At 68.2% G+C, this 16,170-nt stretch carries 16 protein-coding genes and 1 tRNA gene; 4 read left to right on the top strand and 13 right to left on the bottom strand.

The genetic code is table 11. From position 1 onward, the window contains the following. Window positions 1-28: 28 nt before the first annotated feature. The 4 genes from E3O50_RS14055 to E3O50_RS14070 all read right to left on the bottom strand — a co-directional run bounded on the left by E3O50_RS14055 (window position 29) and on the right by E3O50_RS14070 (window position 3,955). Complete coding sequence (locus E3O50_RS14055; protein WP_166790661.1) at window positions 29-1,027, bottom strand: DUF5684 domain-containing protein; 999 nt, start codon at window positions 1,025-1,027, stop codon at window positions 29-31. 173 nt (window positions 1,028-1,200) lie between these two features. Then, a tRNA-Gln gene (locus E3O50_RS14060) sits at window positions 1,201-1,272 on the bottom strand. Between the two features lie 119 nt (window positions 1,273-1,391). Then, window positions 1,392-2,942 carry a glutamate--tRNA ligase gene (gene gltX / locus E3O50_RS14065; RefSeq protein WP_134447399.1) on the bottom strand — a complete coding sequence of 517 codons (1,551 nt, stop codon included), beginning with the start codon at window positions 2,940-2,942 and terminating at the stop codon, window positions 1,392-1,394. Between the two features lie 80 nt (window positions 2,943-3,022). Then, entirely contained in the window at window positions 3,023-3,955 is a 933-nt protein-coding gene (locus tag E3O50_RS14070; RefSeq protein WP_134559377.1) for a LysR family transcriptional regulator, read from the bottom strand. An 80-nt stretch (window positions 3,956-4,035) separates the two neighbouring features. Here E3O50_RS14070 and E3O50_RS14075 point away from each other — a divergent pair, with 80 nt between their 5' ends. Then, complete coding sequence (locus E3O50_RS14075; RefSeq protein WP_134559379.1) at window positions 4,036-5,142, top strand: aminotransferase class V-fold PLP-dependent enzyme; 1,107 nt, start codon at window positions 4,036-4,038, stop codon at window positions 5,140-5,142. Between the two features lie 110 nt (window positions 5,143-5,252). Here E3O50_RS14075 and E3O50_RS14080 read toward each other — a convergent pair whose 3' ends face one another. Together E3O50_RS14080 and E3O50_RS14085 are read right to left on the bottom strand one after the other, a co-directional pair. Further along, window positions 5,253-5,957 (bottom strand): type 1 glutamine amidotransferase domain-containing protein, encoded by a 705-nt coding sequence (locus E3O50_RS14080; RefSeq protein ID WP_134447394.1) that lies wholly within the window; start codon window positions 5,955-5,957, stop codon window positions 5,253-5,255. Window positions 5,958-6,014: 57 nt separating this feature from the next. Continuing rightward, window positions 6,015-7,031 (bottom strand): NADP-dependent oxidoreductase, encoded by a 1,017-nt coding sequence (locus E3O50_RS14085; RefSeq protein ID WP_134447392.1) that lies wholly within the window; start codon window positions 7,029-7,031, stop codon window positions 6,015-6,017. Window positions 7,032-7,150: 119 nt separating this feature from the next. Between E3O50_RS14085 and E3O50_RS14090 the strand changes: the two genes are divergently transcribed. After that, a complete protein-coding gene (locus E3O50_RS14090; RefSeq protein ID WP_134447390.1) occupies window positions 7,151-7,756 on the top strand; it encodes a helix-turn-helix domain-containing protein in 606 nt (201 codons plus the stop codon). A 9-nt stretch (window positions 7,757-7,765) separates the two neighbouring features. Here the strand turns inward: E3O50_RS14090 and E3O50_RS14095 are convergent, their stop codons facing one another. From E3O50_RS14095 to E3O50_RS14110, 4 genes are all read right to left on the bottom strand, one after another. Then, window positions 7,766-8,530 (bottom strand): fumarylacetoacetate hydrolase family protein, encoded by a 765-nt coding sequence (locus E3O50_RS14095; protein WP_134447388.1) that lies wholly within the window; start codon window positions 8,528-8,530, stop codon window positions 7,766-7,768. After that, window positions 8,527-9,711: a branched-chain amino acid aminotransferase gene (locus E3O50_RS14100; protein WP_134447386.1), complete on the bottom strand. Its 1,185-nt coding sequence runs from the start codon at window positions 9,709-9,711 to the stop codon at window positions 8,527-8,529. The genes E3O50_RS14095 and E3O50_RS14100 overlap by 4 nt, the downstream gene beginning before the upstream one ends. Continuing rightward, entirely contained in the window at window positions 9,708-10,790 is a 1,083-nt protein-coding gene (locus E3O50_RS14105) for a 3-isopropylmalate dehydrogenase (RefSeq protein ID WP_134559381.1), read from the bottom strand. Before E3O50_RS14105 ends, E3O50_RS14100 begins: the two co-directional genes overlap by 4 nt. A gap of 99 nt (window positions 10,791-10,889) precedes the next feature. Continuing rightward, a complete protein-coding gene (locus E3O50_RS14110; protein WP_241975376.1) occupies window positions 10,890-12,416 on the bottom strand; it encodes an MFS transporter in 1,527 nt (508 codons plus the stop codon). A 91-nt stretch (window positions 12,417-12,507) separates the two neighbouring features. On the opposite strand from E3O50_RS14110, the gene E3O50_RS14115 reads away from it, so the two are divergent. Further along, window positions 12,508-13,101, top strand: coding sequence for a TetR/AcrR family transcriptional regulator (locus E3O50_RS14115; RefSeq protein WP_134559385.1), 594 nt, complete (start codon window positions 12,508-12,510; stop codon window positions 13,099-13,101). Here the strand turns inward: E3O50_RS14115 and serA are convergent. Then, window positions 13,091-14,683: a phosphoglycerate dehydrogenase gene (gene serA / locus E3O50_RS14120; protein ID WP_134559386.1), complete on the bottom strand. Its 1,593-nt coding sequence runs from the start codon at window positions 14,681-14,683 to the stop codon at window positions 13,091-13,093. The two genes, E3O50_RS14115 and serA, sit on opposite strands and share 11 nt — an antisense overlap. Before the next feature lie 96 nt (window positions 14,684-14,779). On the opposite strand from serA, the gene E3O50_RS14125 reads away from it, so the two are divergent. Continuing rightward, window positions 14,780-15,184 carry a hypothetical protein gene (locus E3O50_RS14125; RefSeq protein WP_134559388.1) on the top strand — a complete coding sequence of 135 codons (405 nt, stop codon included), beginning with the start codon at window positions 14,780-14,782 and terminating at the stop codon, window positions 15,182-15,184. A gap of 27 nt (window positions 15,185-15,211) precedes the next feature. Here the strand turns inward: E3O50_RS14125 and E3O50_RS14130 are convergent, their stop codons facing one another. Both E3O50_RS14130 and E3O50_RS14135 read right to left on the bottom strand, forming a co-directional pair. Next, window positions 15,212-15,616 (bottom strand): hypothetical protein, encoded by a 405-nt coding sequence (locus tag E3O50_RS14130; protein ID WP_134559390.1) that lies wholly within the window; start codon window positions 15,614-15,616, stop codon window positions 15,212-15,214. Next, on the bottom strand, window positions 15,613-16,164 hold the full coding sequence (locus tag E3O50_RS14135) for a DNA polymerase III subunit gamma/tau (RefSeq protein WP_134447373.1): 552 nt from the start codon (window positions 16,162-16,164) through the stop codon (window positions 15,613-15,615). The genes E3O50_RS14130 and E3O50_RS14135 overlap by 4 nt, the downstream gene beginning before the upstream one ends. Window positions 16,165-16,170 lie beyond the last annotated feature (6 nt).

Below are 16,170 nucleotides of genomic sequence, written 5' to 3' on the forward strand. Positions count from 1 at the left end.
GAAACGGGTCTGCAGGGATGCCCAGGGGCTAGAACTGGGCCGGTCGAGAGGCCGAGCCATAGCCTTCGAGGGGAGGCGGGTAGCCGTGCATCGCGAGCAGCTCCGGCGCGTACTGCTCGTCACGGCCGCCAAGGATGATCGCCCAGACGAACGGCAGGAACATGCCGAGCACGAGCATCCCGGAGTCTTTTCGGAACGCGATCCCAATGCGGTACATGCCGATGTAGACGAACACGGAGGAAACCACATTGCCGCCGGGCACAAGCCCCAGCCACACCCAATTGCCGCTCTGACCGCCGAGCCGCAGCAGCGTCCACGTCTGCAGGAAGGGAACCCACGCCTTCCAGGAGGGTATTCCCGTCTTGCGGAACAGTGTCGCGAGGGACGCAGCAAGGAGGAGGTAGCCCGCGAGGAACGACACGAACACGATTCCCGCGGTCGCGGTGAGGACCACGCCCAGTGCCGGTGCGAGAGCGCCCAGATCGAAGCGGCTGAAAGGCCCCTGGCTCGCGAGCGTGGCCAGCGGCGCCGAGAGCGCGCGATCGTTCGCATCGATCGCGAGACAGGCGACAAACCGGTCTCCGACGGCCCACTCCTCTTCCGTCGGATTGAACCAGATGTACGTCAGCCAGCTGGGCACGCCGGAATCGAAAGCTGCACCGCAGCGAGATTCACCGACCGAATTCAGCTGAGCCGTCGACGGGTAGTCGCCGGCAGGGAAGGTGAACGTGTTGTACACCTCGCTGCCGTGCGGGGAACCGCAGTCAAGGATGTCGACCGTGTCGTAGACGACTGTATTCGCGGAGATGTCCGTGCACTGTCCTGGCGTGAGCTGGCTGAACGGTTCCGTGTCGACGACCAGAGAACCGTGTAGATCGGGAGCACCGGGCGCCCCGCTGCTCCCTGCAGATGACTGCGGCCACGCGCATCCCGAAAGGGCCAGAAGCGCGAGCACACCGATCATCCCGCCGAGGACTGCTCGTCGTGCCACAAGTGCGGGCCGCAGCGGGCCGGAGCGTGTCGTCATCGACATGATCCTATGGGCGCGACGAACAATGATCCGGGCACCGATTGTCCGGCGTGTCGCCGAGCCCAGACTGGCGAGAGGTTGTGGCACCCACAGCGGCACTTGTGGCGAAAAAAACCTGTGCCTGGAAACAAAAGAACCCCTGGTTTCCGCGGAAACTCAGGGGTTTTAAGCTGGGGTACCTGGACTCGAACCAAGAACAACTGAACCAGAATCAGTCGTGTTGCCAATTACACCATACCCCATTGGCCGTTGGCCTCTCCGAAGATCGGCCGACTCGTAACTCTAACCCACAGAGCGGATGCTGGCCAAACTGAGCGCCACATCGGCGGGTTGCGAGCCCCGAATCATCGGTTCACGCCCGTCAGCTCGCGACCACCGGCGAGCTCGCCGCGTCAGCGGCCACGACCGCAGAGAGCACTCCGAGCCGCGCGAGCGACTCGCCTCGGCCGAGGATCTCCATCGACTCGAACAGCGGCGGCGACACCTTCCGGCCCGAGATCGCGACGCGCAACGGCCCGAACGCGACCCGCGGCTTGAGCCCGAGCCCCTCGATGAGCGCAGCGGTGAGCGCCTCGTGCACCCGGTCGTGGGTCCACTCGGCCTCGGGAATGCTCTCGAGGGTCGTGACGGACGCCGCGAGGATCTCGGCGGCATTCTTCGGGAGGCTCGCGAGGGCATCCGCCTCGTGCACGAGCGCGTCGCTCGTGACGAACAGGAACCCGAGCATACCCGGCGCCTCGCCGAGCAGCGCGATGCGCTCCTGGATCAGCGGCGCCGCGGCCGTGAGCACGGCCTGGCGGGCGTCGCCCAGCGGCAGGTCGACGACTCCGGCGGAGACGAGGTAGGGCACGATACGCGCGGCGAAGTCAGCTGGCTCGAGCAGGCGGATGTGGTCACCGTTGATCGACTCGGCCTTCTTGAGGTCGAAGCGCGCCGGGTTCGGGTTGACGTTCTCCACGTCGAAGGCGGCGACGAGCTCGTCGACGCTGAAGACGTCCTGGTCCTTGGAGAGTGACCAGCCGAGCAGTGAGAGGTAGTTGAGCAGCCCCTCGGGGATGAAGCCGCGCTCGCGGTGCAGGAACAGGTTCGACTCGGGGTCGCGCTTGGAGAGCTTCTTGTTCTTGTCGCCCATCACGTAGGGCAGGTGGCCGAAGCGCGGCACGAAGGTCGTCAGGCCGATCTCGATCAGCGCGTGGTACAGCGCGATCTGGCGGGGCGTCGAGGACAGCAGGTCCTCGCCGCGCAGCACGTGGGTGACGCCCATCAACGCGTCGTCGACCGGGTTGACGAAGGGGTAGAGCGGATGCCCGTTGGGGCGCACCACGACGAAGTCGCTGAACGAGCCGGCCGGGAAGGTGATCTCGCCGCGGACGAGGTCGTCGAAGCTGATGTCGGTGTCCGGCACCTTGAGCCGCAGCGCGGGGGCGCGGCCCTCGGCACGGTAGGCGGCGCGCTGCTCCTCGGTGAGGTCGCGCTCGAAGTTGTCGTAGCCCTGCTTGGGGTCGCGGCCGAGGGAGACGTTGCGCGCCTCGATCTCCTCGCCGGTCGCGAAGCTCTCGTAAATGTGGCCAGAGGCCTTGAGCTGCTCGACGACGTCCCGGTAGATGTCGTAGCGCTCGGACTGGCGGTACGGCCCGTGCGGTCCCCCGGCGTCGACGCCCTCGTCCCAGTCGAGCTTCAGCCAGCGCAGCGCGTCCTTGAGCTGCAGGTAGCTTTCCTCGCTGTCGCGGGCGGGGTCGGTGTCCTCGATCCGGAAGATGAAGGTGCCGCCGGTGTGCCGCGCGTAGGCCCAGTTGAACATGGCCGTGCGAACGAGACCCACGTGCGGGGTTCCGGTCGGTGAGGGGCAGAACCGTACGCGAACATCCGTGCCGGTCGCGGTGGAAAATGGGTACACAGTGGTCTCAGACATCGGTATCGAGTCTACTTGGCGCGTCGATCACGCGGTGGGTGCACGCGGGGACAGGTGCGTGCCTGCGTGCGTGCGGGGCACTATCGGGCGGATACGGTGAGCGATACGAGTGCGCGGAGGGTCTCCCCCAGCGCCGGCACGCCAATGGCCCCGTCAGCGGTGACGGCATGGAGCGTGCGATACTCTCCCGGCCGGGTCGGACGGATCAGCACTCCCGACCGAGCGCCGACGGAGTCGATCGCGAGCGTCGGCAGCACGGCGACGCCGATGCCGGCGCCGACCATGCCGAAGACCGCGGCGACATTGTCGGTCTCGTAGGAGATGTCCGGAACGAACCCGCGCCGTTCGCAGAGCTCGAGCAGGTGCCCGCGGCAGCGCGGGCAGCCGCCGATCCAGCGCTCGCCCGCGAGATCGCCGAGGTCGATCGACTCCGCATCGCCGAACCGGTGGCCGGCCGGAACCACGAGCAGCACCTCGTCCCGTCCGAGCGTCGTGACCGAGAGCCCCTCCGCACTGTCCCGGTGCGGGTCGACGAGGTCGCCGGGGTAGCTGAACGTGATCGCGAGGTCGACGCGGTTCTCGCGCACGAGGGCGACGGCCTCGGGTGGTTCGGCTTCGACATAGGTGATCGACAGCCCCGGATGCCGCCTCCCCAGGTCGGCGAGCAGGCGCGGCACGATCGTCGCGGACGCAGAGGGAAAGGCCGCAACCCGCACCAGGCCGGCCCGGAGACCCTGGAGTTCGGCGAGGTCACCTGCGGCGGCGTTGAGGGCTCCGGTCACGGTACGGGCGTGCCGGGCGAGCAACCGGCCGGCCTCGGTGAGACGCACACCCCGGCCGACCCGCTCCACCAGGGCGAGTCCCACCCGCAGCTCGAGGCGCTTGAGTTGCTGGCTGACCGCGGGCTGGCTGTAGCCGAGGGCGCGGGCCGCTGCCGTGATCGAACCGTGCTCGGCGAGAGCCTGAACGATGCGCAGCGAATGGGAGTCGAGGGCGGAATCGGCGAGAGGCATCCTCAAGGATAACGCTGGGTTATGGTTTCTATCACTCACTGGCGATTGTCGAATGAGTGCGAGCGGCGGATGCTGGAGGAATGACCAGCCCAGCCTCCCCCGACACGACCCGCTGGCGAATCGACGGTCCGCCACTGGGCATCCCCGCAGCCCGGGCGCAGTTCCCCGGCGGGCGCGGGTACCTCGCCGCCTGCACGCTCGGGCTGCCGACGGCCGGAACGGTCGCGGCCCTTCGCGCAGACCTCGACGCCTGGGCGAGCGGCTCTGCCTCGGCCGCAGGGTACGCCGCGCTCGTCGAACGGGTGCGTGCCGTCTACGCGCGGCTCGTGATGGTACCGGTGAGCCGGGTGGCAATCGGTTCCCAGGCTTCCGTGCTCGCGGGCCTCGTGGCCGCGAGCGTTCCGGACGGGGCGGAGGTGCTCTGCGTCGACGGCGACTTCAGCTCGATGGTCTTCCCGTTCCTGAACCAGGCCCACCGCGGCGTCACTGTGCGACACGTTCCGCTCGCGCACCTGGCCGAGAGCATCACGGGTAACACCTGGTTGGTCTCCTGGTCACTCGTCCAGTCCGCGACGGGCACTGTCGCCGAGACGACGGCGATCATCGCCGATGCGCGCCGTCACGGGACCTTCACCCTGTGCGACACCTCACAGGCAGCCGGGTGGATGCCTGTGGACGCCTCGGTCTTCGACGCCACGATCTGCCACGCGTACAAGTGGTTGTGCGCGCCGCGCGGCGTGGCTTTCCTCACGATTGCCGAGGGGTTCGGCTCCGTCGTGCGCCCGGCCCAGGCCGGCTGGTACGCCGGCGAGGACGTCTGGGGCTCCTGTTACGGGCCGGGAATGCGGCTCGCGGCCGACGCCCGTCGTTTCGACGTGTCGCCGGCGTGGCAAGCCTGGGTCGGTGCGGAACCCGCCCTCGAGTTCTTCGGCACACTCGACCTGGCCGAGGTGCGACGGTACGACGTGGGCCTCGCCGACGCCTTCCGCGCCGGACTCGGCATCGACCCGACCGAACAGACCGGCCAGGCCACCGTGACGTGGGCGGATGCCGCGGGCACCGACCTCGCGCGCCTCACGGCGGCCGGACTCACGGCATCCGGTCGGGCGGGCCACGCTCGCGTGGCCTTCCACCTCTGGAACGATGCCGACGACGTTCAGGACGCGCTCCGCGCCCTCGGCCGCTGACGCCGCAGCCGCTGACAACGCGACCGCCGGCACCGCGTGAGGTGTCGCAGATCGAGGTTCGCGGGCCTCCGGAACCTCGATCTGCGACACCTCAGGCGCGCGTGCTTCTACTACTTTGCAGCGACGACGGCGATGATCCGGGCCGCGAGCTCGCCGGAGGATGCCGGGTTCTGACCGGTGTACAGGTTACGGTCGACTTCGATGTGCGCGGTGAACGGCGCCGCCTCGACGAAGTCCGCGCCGAGGTCCACCAGGCGGGTCTGCACGAGCCAGGGCGCCTTGGGCGCCAGTCCCCCGATGACCTCTTCCTCGTTCGTGAACCCGGTCATGCGATAACCGGTGAACGGCCAGCTGCCGTCCGCGCGCTTCGCGGCGAGGAGCGCGGCAGGGGCGTGGCACAACACGGCCAGGATACGGTCGGTGTCGAGCGCCTCGGTCATGAGCGCGCCGGACGTCGCGTCGACAGCGAGGTCCTCCATCGGGCCGTGGCCACCGGGGTAGAAGACCACGTCGTAGTCGGCGACATCGATGTCGTCGATGCTGCGCGGGGCGTCGAGCTCCTCGCCGATCGACCCGAGGTAGGCGATGATCTCGGCGGCCCGGTCCTCCCCGCCCGCGGCCTGGGGGGTGAGGCTGCCGCGGTCGATCGTGGGCGCGACCCCGCCGGGAGTCGCGATGGTGATGGACCATCCGGCCTCGCTGAATCGCCGGTGCGGTTCCGCGAGCTCCTCCGCCCAGTACCCGGTCGGGTGCAGGGTGCCGTCATTGAGGGTCCAGTGGTCAGCGGCGCTGACGACGAAGAGTACGTGGGCCATGATTCTCCAATGTTCAAAAATGGGTGGATGCGTGTCGTGGAGCGGGATCGAGTCGGCTCAGACGGTCGTGCGCACGACCATCTTGCCGGTGTTCTCTCCGCGCATGAGGCCCAGGAAGGCCTCGACCGCGTTGTCGATCCCGTCGACGACGGTCTCGTCGAAGACGACGGCGCCGCTCGTCAGCCATCCGGACATCTCGGTCGAGAACGCGCCGAAGTGCTGCAGGTAGTTGCCGACCGTGAACCCCTTCAGGGTGAGCCCGCGGGTCACGATGTTCGACATGTTGCGGGGTCCCGCGGATGCCTCGGTCGTGTTGTAGAGGGAGATCGCGCCGCAGAGTGCAGCGCGTCCGCCGTCCTTGAAGGCGCCGAGGGCGGCCTCGAGGTGCTCTCCCCCGACGTTGTCGAAGTACACGTCGATGCCATCGGGTGCGGCGAGGGCGAGCTGGCCGGCGATGTCGCCGTCCTTGTAGTTGAAGGCGGCGTCGAAGCCGTACTTGCTCGTGAGCAGCGCAACCTTCTCGGGCGTGCCTGCGGAACCGACAACGCGGCCGGCACCCTTGAGGCGGGCGATCTGGCCGACCATGCTGCCGACGGCCCCGGCTGCGCCCGAGACGAAGACCGTGTCGCCGGGCTTCATGCCCGCGATGTCGAGGAGGCCGACGTAGGCGGTGAGAGCGGTCATCCCGAGCACGCCGAGGTAGGCGGAGAGCGGAACGCCGGGCAGTTCGGGCACGACGCGGAAGCCCGCGGCGGGGGCCTGCACGAGGTCGCGCCAGCCGTACTGGTGCACGACGACGTCGCCGACGGACACTCCGTCGGCGGCAGATGCGACGACCCGGCCGACCGCGCCACCGGTCATGGTCTCGTCGAGTGCGTAGGGCGGCGAATAGCTCTTCACATCGTTCATCCGGCCGCGCATATAGGGGTCGACGGACACGAACTCGTTGGCGACGCGGATCTCGCCGGGCGCGAGCTCCGGCAGGTCGACGTGGACCGTGCGGAAGTCGGCCGCCGTCGGCCATCCGACGGGGCGTGCGGCGAGCTGGATCTGGGTGCTGGTATTCGCTGTCATGGGTGACTCCTGAACTTCTCTGTGCCGAACGTGGGGCTCGGAACGTTTTTGTACCGACTGGTTTACTATATGCTGAATCGAACGGTACACAAAAACCCGACCACTGACTGGAGACCGAGATGGGCCGCACGCCGAGCTTTGACGCTCCCGTCGTCGTGACCGCGGCACGCGACCTGTTCTGGGACCGCGGCTTCGAGGCGGCGTCCCTCGCCGACCTCGAGCGGGTCACCGGGCTCAACAGGTCGAGCCTGTACCACGCGTTCGGAAGCAAACGCGGGCTCTTCGACGCCGCGGTCGCGGACTACCTCGAGACGGTCATCCGCCCGCGCCTGCGCCCGCTGCTCGCCGAATCGGCCGGCCGTGCCGCCCTGCTCGCGTACTACGGCGACCTGAGCCTGGCCGTCGCCTCCCTGCCCGACGATTCACCGCGCCGGGGCTGCCTGCTCGTCAACTGTGCAGCGGGACTCGCCGGCCACGACGACCCCGCCAGGAAGGTCGTCGACGACTACCGCGCCGAGCTCACGGCGGCACTCCGCAACGCCCTCGCGGGAGCGGCGGCCGAGATCGCTCCGGGCACGGATGCCGGGGCCGCTGTCCTCGACGAACGCGCCCGCACGCTCGCCGCCTTGTCGATGAGCGTCATGCTGCTCGCCCGGGTGAACCGGGACGAGTCGCTCGCACTCCTCGCCACGGCCGCGGACCAGGTCCGGTCCTGGCACCCCTGATCTATTGCTCTAGAGGCGCTTGACCGGGTTCGTCAGGATGCCGATGCCCGGGATCTCGATCTGCACGGCGTCGCCGTCGTGGACCTTTTCGGCGCGGTCAGGGGCGCCGGTGAGGATCACATCGCCCGGCAGGAGCGTGAAGACGCTCGAGACGAACGCGACGACCTCGGCGACCGAATGCTTGTAGAGCGCAGCCGTCCCCTTCTGGAACTTCTCGCCGTTGACCCGACCGGTCAGGTGCAGGCTCGTCCAGTCGTACTCGGTGTCGATCACGGGGCCGAGCGGGCAGAACGAGTCGAAGCTCTTGGCGCGGGCGAGCTGCCCGTCGCGCTCGAGGAGATCGCGCGCCGTCACGTCGTTCGCAATCGTGTACCCGAAGATGACGTCTTCGGCGTTCTCGACCGTCACGTTCTTCGCGATCTTGCCGATCACGATCGCGAGTTCGCCCTCGACGCGCACGTCGTGGGACTGCGCCGGGAGGAAGATCGGGTCGTCCGGCCCGATCACCGAGGTGTTCGGTTTGAGGAAGAAGAGGGGCTCGCGCGGTTCGGCGTGCTCGCGTTCTTCGTCGTCGGAGAAGAACGCATGCGCCATGCCCACGATCTTGGAGCGCGGGATCACGGGCGCGAGCAGCTTCACGTCGCGCAGGGCGATCCGGTCGCCGGTCGGGTCGTACCCGGCGAACATCGGGTCGCCCTTGAGTACGACGAGCTCATCGTCGTCGACGATGCCGAAGGCGATGATTCCGCCCTGGCTGAACCGCGCGACCTTCACGCCTGGTCCGCGGGTACGTCGAGGCGGGTGAGCCAGCCGTGCCGGTCGGGCAGCAGCCCGTACTGGATGTCGGTCAGCTCCTGGCGGAGCGCCATCGTGATCGTGCCGGCCGGCGCATCCGCATCGCCGATGGCCAGGCCGCCCGGTCCCTTGAGCTGTGAGATCGGGGTGACCACGGCGGCGGTGCCGCACGCGAAGACCTCGGTGATGGCACCGGATGCGATTCCGTCGCGCCAGTCGTCGAGGGTCACGTCGCGCTCCTCGACAGTCAGTCCCCGGTCACGGGCGAGCTGGATGATGCTGTCGCGCGTGACACCCTCGAGGATGGTGCCGGTCAGTCGCGGGGTGACGAGCGTGTCGGTGCCGTACACGAAGAAGACGTTCATCCCACCGAGCTCGTCGATGTGCGAACCGGTTTCCCCGTCGAGGAAGAGTACCTGGGCGCAGTCGTTGTCGTATGCCTGCATCTGCGGCAGGAGCGAGGCGGCGTAGTTGCCACCGCACTTCGCGGCCCCGGTTCCGCCGCGGCCGGCACGGGCGTATTCGGTCGAAAGCCAGATCTTGATCGGGGCGACGCCGTTGGCGAAGTAGGCGCCCGCAGGGCTCGCGATGACGTAATAGCCGACCTTGTGGGCGGCGCGCACACCGAGGAAGCTTTCGTTGGCGATCATGAACGGTCGCAGGTAGAGACTCGTCTCATGGTCCGACGGCACCCAATCGCCGTCCACGGCGATCATCTGCCGGATCGATTCGATGAAATCGCTCTCGGAGAGCTCCGGCAGGGCGAGCCTGCGTGCCGAACGCTGGAGCCGGTCGGCGTTCTTCTCCGGGCGGAAGGTCCAGATGGAGCCGTCGGCGTGGCGGTAGGCCTTGAGCCCCTCGAAGATCTCCTGGCCGTAGTGCAGCACCGAAGAGGCCGGGTCGAGCTGCAACGGGCCGTACGGGATGACCCGGGCATCGTGCCAGCCCTCCTCGACGGTCCAATCGATCGAGACCATGTGATCGGTGAACTTTTTGCCGAAACCGGGGTCGGCGAGGATCTCCTCACGCTCGGCCCTCGTGCGCGCCATCGTGGACGGCGTCAGGCTGAAGGTCAGCGGGAAGGCGCCCGTGGTCGCGGCGTCGGTCGTGGTGCCTGTGGTGGTCTCGGTGGTGGTGTCGCTCAGTGCTGCCTGGCTCATTGGAGTCCCTTGTCTGTCATTCGAGTCACGATGGCGTCGCCCACCGCGCTGGTACCGCGCGACGCCGTGAATGCCCCATTTTCCGTACGGGCCGCGATATCGGCGACCACCGCGTCCCGGACCCGGGCCGCGGCATCCGTCAGGCCCAGGTGATCGAGCAGGAGGGCGACGGAAAGGATGGCGGCCGTCGGGTCCGCAAGCTGCTTGCCCGCAATGTCGGGGGCCGAACCGTGCACCGGTTCGAACATGCTCGGGAACCGGCCGTCCGGGTTGATGTTCCCGGATGCTGCCAGGCCGATGCCGCCGCTGATTGCGGCCGCCAGGTCGGTGAGGATGTCGCCGAAGAGGTTATCCGTGACGATGACATCAAATCTACTCGGATTTGAGACGAGGAAAATCGTCGCAGCATCCACGTGCAGGTAGTCCACCGTCACGTCGGGGTATTCGGCGGCGACGGTCGTCACGATCCGCTGCCACAGGCCGCCGGCGAAGACGAGCACGTTGGTCTTGTGCACGAGGGTCAGGTGCTTGGCGGCGCGGCCCCTGGCGACCTCGAAGGCGTAGCGTACGACGCGTTCGACGCCGAAGGCCGTGTTGACCGAGACCTCGTTGGCGACCTCGTGCGCGGTGCCCTGGCGGATGGCGCCGCCGTTGCCGACGTACGGCCCTTCGGTGCCCTCGCGCACGACGACGAAGTCGACGTTGCCGGGAGCCGCGAGCGGGCTCGGCACACCGGGGAACAGCACGCTCGGTCGCAGGTTGACGTAGTGGTCGAGCGAGAAGCGCAGCCTGAGCAGCAGGCCCCGCTCGATGTTCGCGTTCGCGAGGCGCGGGTCGCCGGGCACTCCCCCGACGGCGCCGAGCAGGATGGCGTCGTGGGCGGCGATCGCCCCGAGGTCATCATCGGTGAGCACGTCGCCCGTCTCGAGGAACCGGGTCGCGCCGAGCGAGAACCAGGTCAGCGCGAATTCGACGTCGTCGGCCGCTGTCGCTGCGCCGAGCACCTTGACGGCCTCGGCGACGACTTCGGGTCCGATCCCGTCTCCGGGAATGACGGCGAGCTTGATCTGACGGGACATGGGACTCCTGGGGGCTCGAATTGCTGTACCCAAACCCTACTGCGACGCGTCAGGTCGGGTGATCCCCGCGTCTTCGTCACTCCCGGAATCGACGCCGGCTCACCGCGCCGAGCGCAGTGCGACCCAGGCGACCATGGCCGCTACGACCACGAGTCCGGCTCCGATCCAGGCGGTGGGACCGATTCCGGTGAGGAAGGCCTCCCGCGCAGACTCCAGCAGCATCCGGCCGGCTCCTGCCGGCAGCTCGGCCGCAACGGCGACGGCCCCGCCGAGGGTCTCCCCCGCCGCGGCCCGTTGTCCGGCGCCGAGCCCATCAGGCAGCACCACCGCGGAGCGGTATGCCGAGGTGAGGATGCTGCCCAGGACCGTGGTGCCGAGAACCGCGCCCAGTTCGTATGCGGTTTCCCCGACAGCGGATGCAGCGCCCATCTTCTCCGGCGGTGCGCTCGCCACGATCAATTCGTTCGACACCGTCTCGGCAGCCCCGATCCCGATCCCGAGGGCGACGAAGGCGACGGCCACACCGGCAGGGCCGAATCCGGCTCCGCCGATCGCGAATGCCGCGTACCCGGCCGCAGAGAACAGCAGCCCGGCCGGGATCACGATCGACGGCCGGATCCGCCTGGCGATCGGGACGACGATCAATCCGGCCAGGATCATCGCCACCAGGCCGGGCACGAGTACCAGGCCGGCAGCGAGGGGCTCCAGGCCGAGGACGAGCTGGAGGTATTGCGAGACGAAGAACAGTCCGCCGACGAGCGCGACGACGCTCAGGAAGTTGACCCCGACCGCGCCGCTGAACGAACCGCGACGGAAGAGTGCGAGGTCGAGCATCGGCTCATGGAGACGCCGCTGCCGATGGGCGAAGAGGATGCCGGCAACCAGTCCCACTGCGGTCGACACGGTTCCGGCGACGCCGAACCCGGAGTCGGCGAGCGTCTTGATGCCGAAGACGATCGGGAACATCGTCAGGAGCGAGAGCAGGATGCTCGGCACATCGATCGCACCCGGGTTCGGATCCCGGGATTCCGGCACGATCAGCGGCGCCACCACGAGCAAGGGCAGCAACAGCGGGACCGCGAGCAGGAAGACGGATCCCCATTCCCCGTTCTCGAGGATGAGTCCGCCGACAACGGGGCCGAGTGCGCTGCCGGCCGCGAAGCCGCTCGCCCAGATGGCGATGGCGAGGCGGCGCTCATTGCGTTCCGTGAAGACGGACCGCAGGAGTGCGAGCGTGGGCGGCATCAGCATGGCCCCGAACACGCCCAGTGCAGCACGGTCGAGGATGAGCCATTCGATGCTCGGCGCGAAGGAGGCGATCACCGACATCGCTCCGAAGCCGGCGGAGCCGATCAGCAGCAGTCGGCGCCGGCCGATCCGGTCGCCGAGGCTGCCCATCGAGACCAGCAGCCCCGCGAGTACGAGGGGGTAGATGTCGATCACCCAGAGCAGCTGGGTGCCGCTCGGGCTGAGGGCCTCGGAGATCTGCGGCAGGGCAAGGTTCAGCACGGTGTTGTCGATCGAAACGAGCAGCACCGGCAGCATCAGCACCGCAAGGGCCCACCAGCGGCGCACGGGCGCGGCGCCGGGCTGGACGGGGATCCGGGGGCGGGTCGGGGTTGACACGGTGCAACAACTTTCCGGGCAGGGGACGGGTGGACCCGTCGCAGAAGGGGGACGGCACAAAACTATACCGTCCAGACGGTACAGTAGCACCATGACACCCTCGCCCGTCCAGCCCCCGCTCCGGTCAGCCGACCATTCCCCGACCCGGGACCGGGTCCTCGACGCGTTCACCGGGCTCCTCATCGACCAGGGCGAACGTGCGGCCACCCTCGAGGGTGTCGCCGCGGCGGCCGGCCTGTCGAAGGGCGGGCTGCTCTACCATTTCGGGTCGAAGGAGGCCCTGGTCCGGGGACTGCTCACCCGGCTCGAGGAGCTCGTGGCCGACGACATCGTACGCATCCGCTCTGCGGCGGCCGGACCCGTTGACTACCTGATCCGGACCTCGATGAGCGAGGGCACTCCCCTGGACCGCACCATCGCGGGAGCCGTGCGCCTGGCGCAGGGATCGCATCCGCTGGCCAACACGGCCGTTGTCTCAATGCGGCGCCAGTGGCTGGCCGTGATCGAGGAGACCGTCGGGGATCCGGACGTCGCAGAGGCGATCATGTTGATCAGTGACGGACTGTACTTCGGTTCCACCATCACGAGCGCGGCCTATCCCGCCGCCGACGTGGTGTCGGCGGCGAGACTGGACCGGTTGCTCGCCGTGATCGGTCGAATGACCGACCGGACCGCTAATCCGTGATGGCGATTTCGACCATCACGTCGGCCGAGATCGCGTCGCGCACGGTGGCGAGCAGGCTCGCCGAGACGGGTGAGTCGACGGTCAGCACGCTCAGCGCCTTGCCGCCGGCCTCGTGGCGGGCGATCTGCATGCCCGCGATGTTGATCTGGGCGTCGCCGAACTCGCGGCCGTAGACGGCGACGATTCCGGGGCGGTCGGTGTAGACCATCACGATCAGGTGCTCGGCGAAGGTGACCTCGACGTCGTACCCGTTGATCTCGACGATCTTCTCGATCTGCTTCGTGCCGGTCAGGGTGCCGGAGACGGAAACCTGTGAGCCGTCTGCGAGGGCGCCACGAATCTGGATGACGTTGCGGTACTCCGGCGATTCCTTGTCGGTGAGCAGGCGGACCGCGATGCCACGCTGCTCGGCGAGCAGCGGCGCGTTCACGTAGGAGACGGTCTCGCTCACGACGTTCGTGAAGATGCCCTTGAGTGCCGCAAGGCGCAGCACGCTCACGTCGTAGTCGGCGAGCTCGCCGCGCACGTCGATGTCCACGCTTGTGAGCGGGCGCTGTGCGGTGAGGCCGGAGAAGACCTGGCCGAGCTTCTCGACGAGCGGGATGCCGGGGCGCACGTAGGGGTCGATGACGCCGCCGGCGACGTTGACCGCGTCCGGCACGAGTTCGCCGGAGAGGGCGAGGCGCACCGACTTCGCGACGGAGACGCCGGCCTTCTCCTGGGCTTCGTCGGTCGATGCACCGAGGTGCGGGGTGGTGATCAGGTTTTCCAGGCCGAGGAGCTTCGACCCGGTCGGGGGCTCAGACACGAACACGTCGAGGCCGGCCCCGGCGATGGTGCCGGCAGTCAGGGCGTCGTAGAGGTCGTCTTCGTCGATGAGGCCGCCTCGGGCGACGTTGATCACGAACGCGGTCGGCTTCATGAGCTTGAACTGCGCGGCTCCGATCATGCCGGTCGTCTCCGCCGTCTTCGGCATGTGGATGGTCACGAAGTCGGACTGCGCGAGGAGTTCTTCGAGAGTCACGGGCACAACGCCGAGCTGCTGCGCACGGGCGGAGGTGATGTACGGGTCGAACGCGATGATCTTCGTGCCGAAGGCCTGCATTCGAGCGGCGATGAGGGCGCCGATACGGCCGAGGCCGATGATGCCGACGGTCTTTTCGTACAGTTCGACACCGGTGTACTTGGAGCGCTTCCACTGCCCCTCTGCGAGGGCGCCACTCGCGGCGGGGATGTGACGGGCGAGGCTAATAATGTGACCGACGGTCAGTTCTGCGGCAGAGATAATGTTCGAGGTCGGTGCATTGACGACCATGACGCCTGCGGCCGTCGCAGCCTTAATGTCCACGTTGTCGAGTCCGACACCGGCGCGGGCGATCACCTTGAGCAGGGGTGCAGCCGCGATAGCCTCGGCGTCGACCTTCGTCGCGGAGCGCACGAGCACGGCGTCGGCCGTTGCGAGCGCGGCGAGCAGGGCCGGCCGGTCCGTGCCATCGACAGTGCGGACCTCGAAGTCGGGTCCGAGTGCATCGACGGTTGCGGGTGATAATTCTTCAGCGATAAGAACGACTGGTTTTGACACGAAAACAGAACCTCCGATAGCAGCAGCAATTGTGGCTCGCGCCGCGACCGTGGGGCGCCAGTATTGGGTCGAGTCTATCGGCCGTAATATTCCCCAATGAGCACTGTTACGTTGGACTCCCTCCAGTTCGTCCTGCGCTGCCTTCTGGCCGTCTTCTTCTTCGGCGCGGGGATCACCCACTTCATCCCGGTGGTCCAGCGCACGATGGCTGCCATGATCCCGCCGGGACTCCGCTTCACGGGATTCTTCGGCGCGCGTGGCCCCGTCGTCCTGGTGATCTTCACGGGCGTCTGCGAGATGCTCGGCGGCCTCGGCCTGCCCTGGCCGCCGACCACCGGAGTCACCGGAGTCATGCTCGTGATCTTCCTGATCGCGGTCTTCCCGGCCAACGCGTTCGCCGCCCGCGACCCGCTGCGCTTCGGCCGGGCCGCGATCCCGCTCCGGACCCGGATCATCGAGCAGGTCGCGCTTATCGCCCTCGTCGTGCTGGCGATTCTCTGAGCCTGCGATCCCGGTCCGACGCCTCGATCAGACGATCAGGCTGCCGAGTCCGAACTGGTAGATATCGAGGGCGAGGGCGGATGCGAGGGCCAGGCCGACGAGGAACAGGGCGGCCTGCGCGTACAGTGGCCTGCCCCGTCCGATCCGGGCGGCGAGCAGGAAGACCAGGATCGGCAGGAGTACCCCGGCGATCAGGATTCCCCAGCCGAACCCGCTGAGCTGGGTGTCGAGGGACCCGGCGGCGAGGTTGAGGCCGATCAGGTTCCCGAGGGCCGCCCAGACATCCCAGGCGTAGAACAGTCCGAAGAAGACGGCGACGACCAGGAACGGCCAGGAAGGCCTGCGGCGCTGTGGTGCGGCGACGGTCTCGGTCGAACCGGTGCCGGACGCATCGGGACCGGACGGGTTCGGGAGTGCGACGGGCTCGCTCATGCGACGGCCCCTCCGCTCACGAGGAGCGGGAGCGGAGCGAGCAGCACGACGCCGAGGAGCAGCCAGAGGATTCGTCCGCGCGGCCGGGTCGGGGTCAGCCAGAGCGTCACCGCGAACCACGCGACGGGGGCCGCGACGGCGAGCCAGGTTCCGAGGCTGAACATGAAGCTCGCGAGAGCGTCGCCGAGCGGATTGTCGATCCGGCTCACGCCGATGAACCAGCCGATCGTGAAGAGCAGGTAGATGCCGCCGAACACCCCGAGGGAGATGAGGGTGAATGAACTCATCGGCGAGCGTTCCGAGTTGCGGGCCGCGGCATCCGCTTCGATCGCAGCGGTCGGGCCCTTGACGCTCCAGCCGTCCGGCAAAGCGGCGTAGACCGGAGCGCTGGCCGGTGCGGAGGCAACGGGGTCTGACTCGACCGGCGTGCGCGAGTTCTCGCGGGCGTCGGCGTCCTCCGACCGGGTTTGCAGGGTGGGATCGTCGTCGCCGGCCCAGCCGAGCGCGTCGTCGTCGCGCGGATTTCCGCCGCGTGGTGCTGAAGTCATAGGGCC

The organism is Cryobacterium sp. MDB1-18-1 (assembly GCF_004402735.1).
In the GTDB taxonomy this organism is placed as follows: Bacteria; Actinomycetota; Actinomycetes; order Actinomycetales; family Microbacteriaceae; genus Cryobacterium; species Cryobacterium glucosi.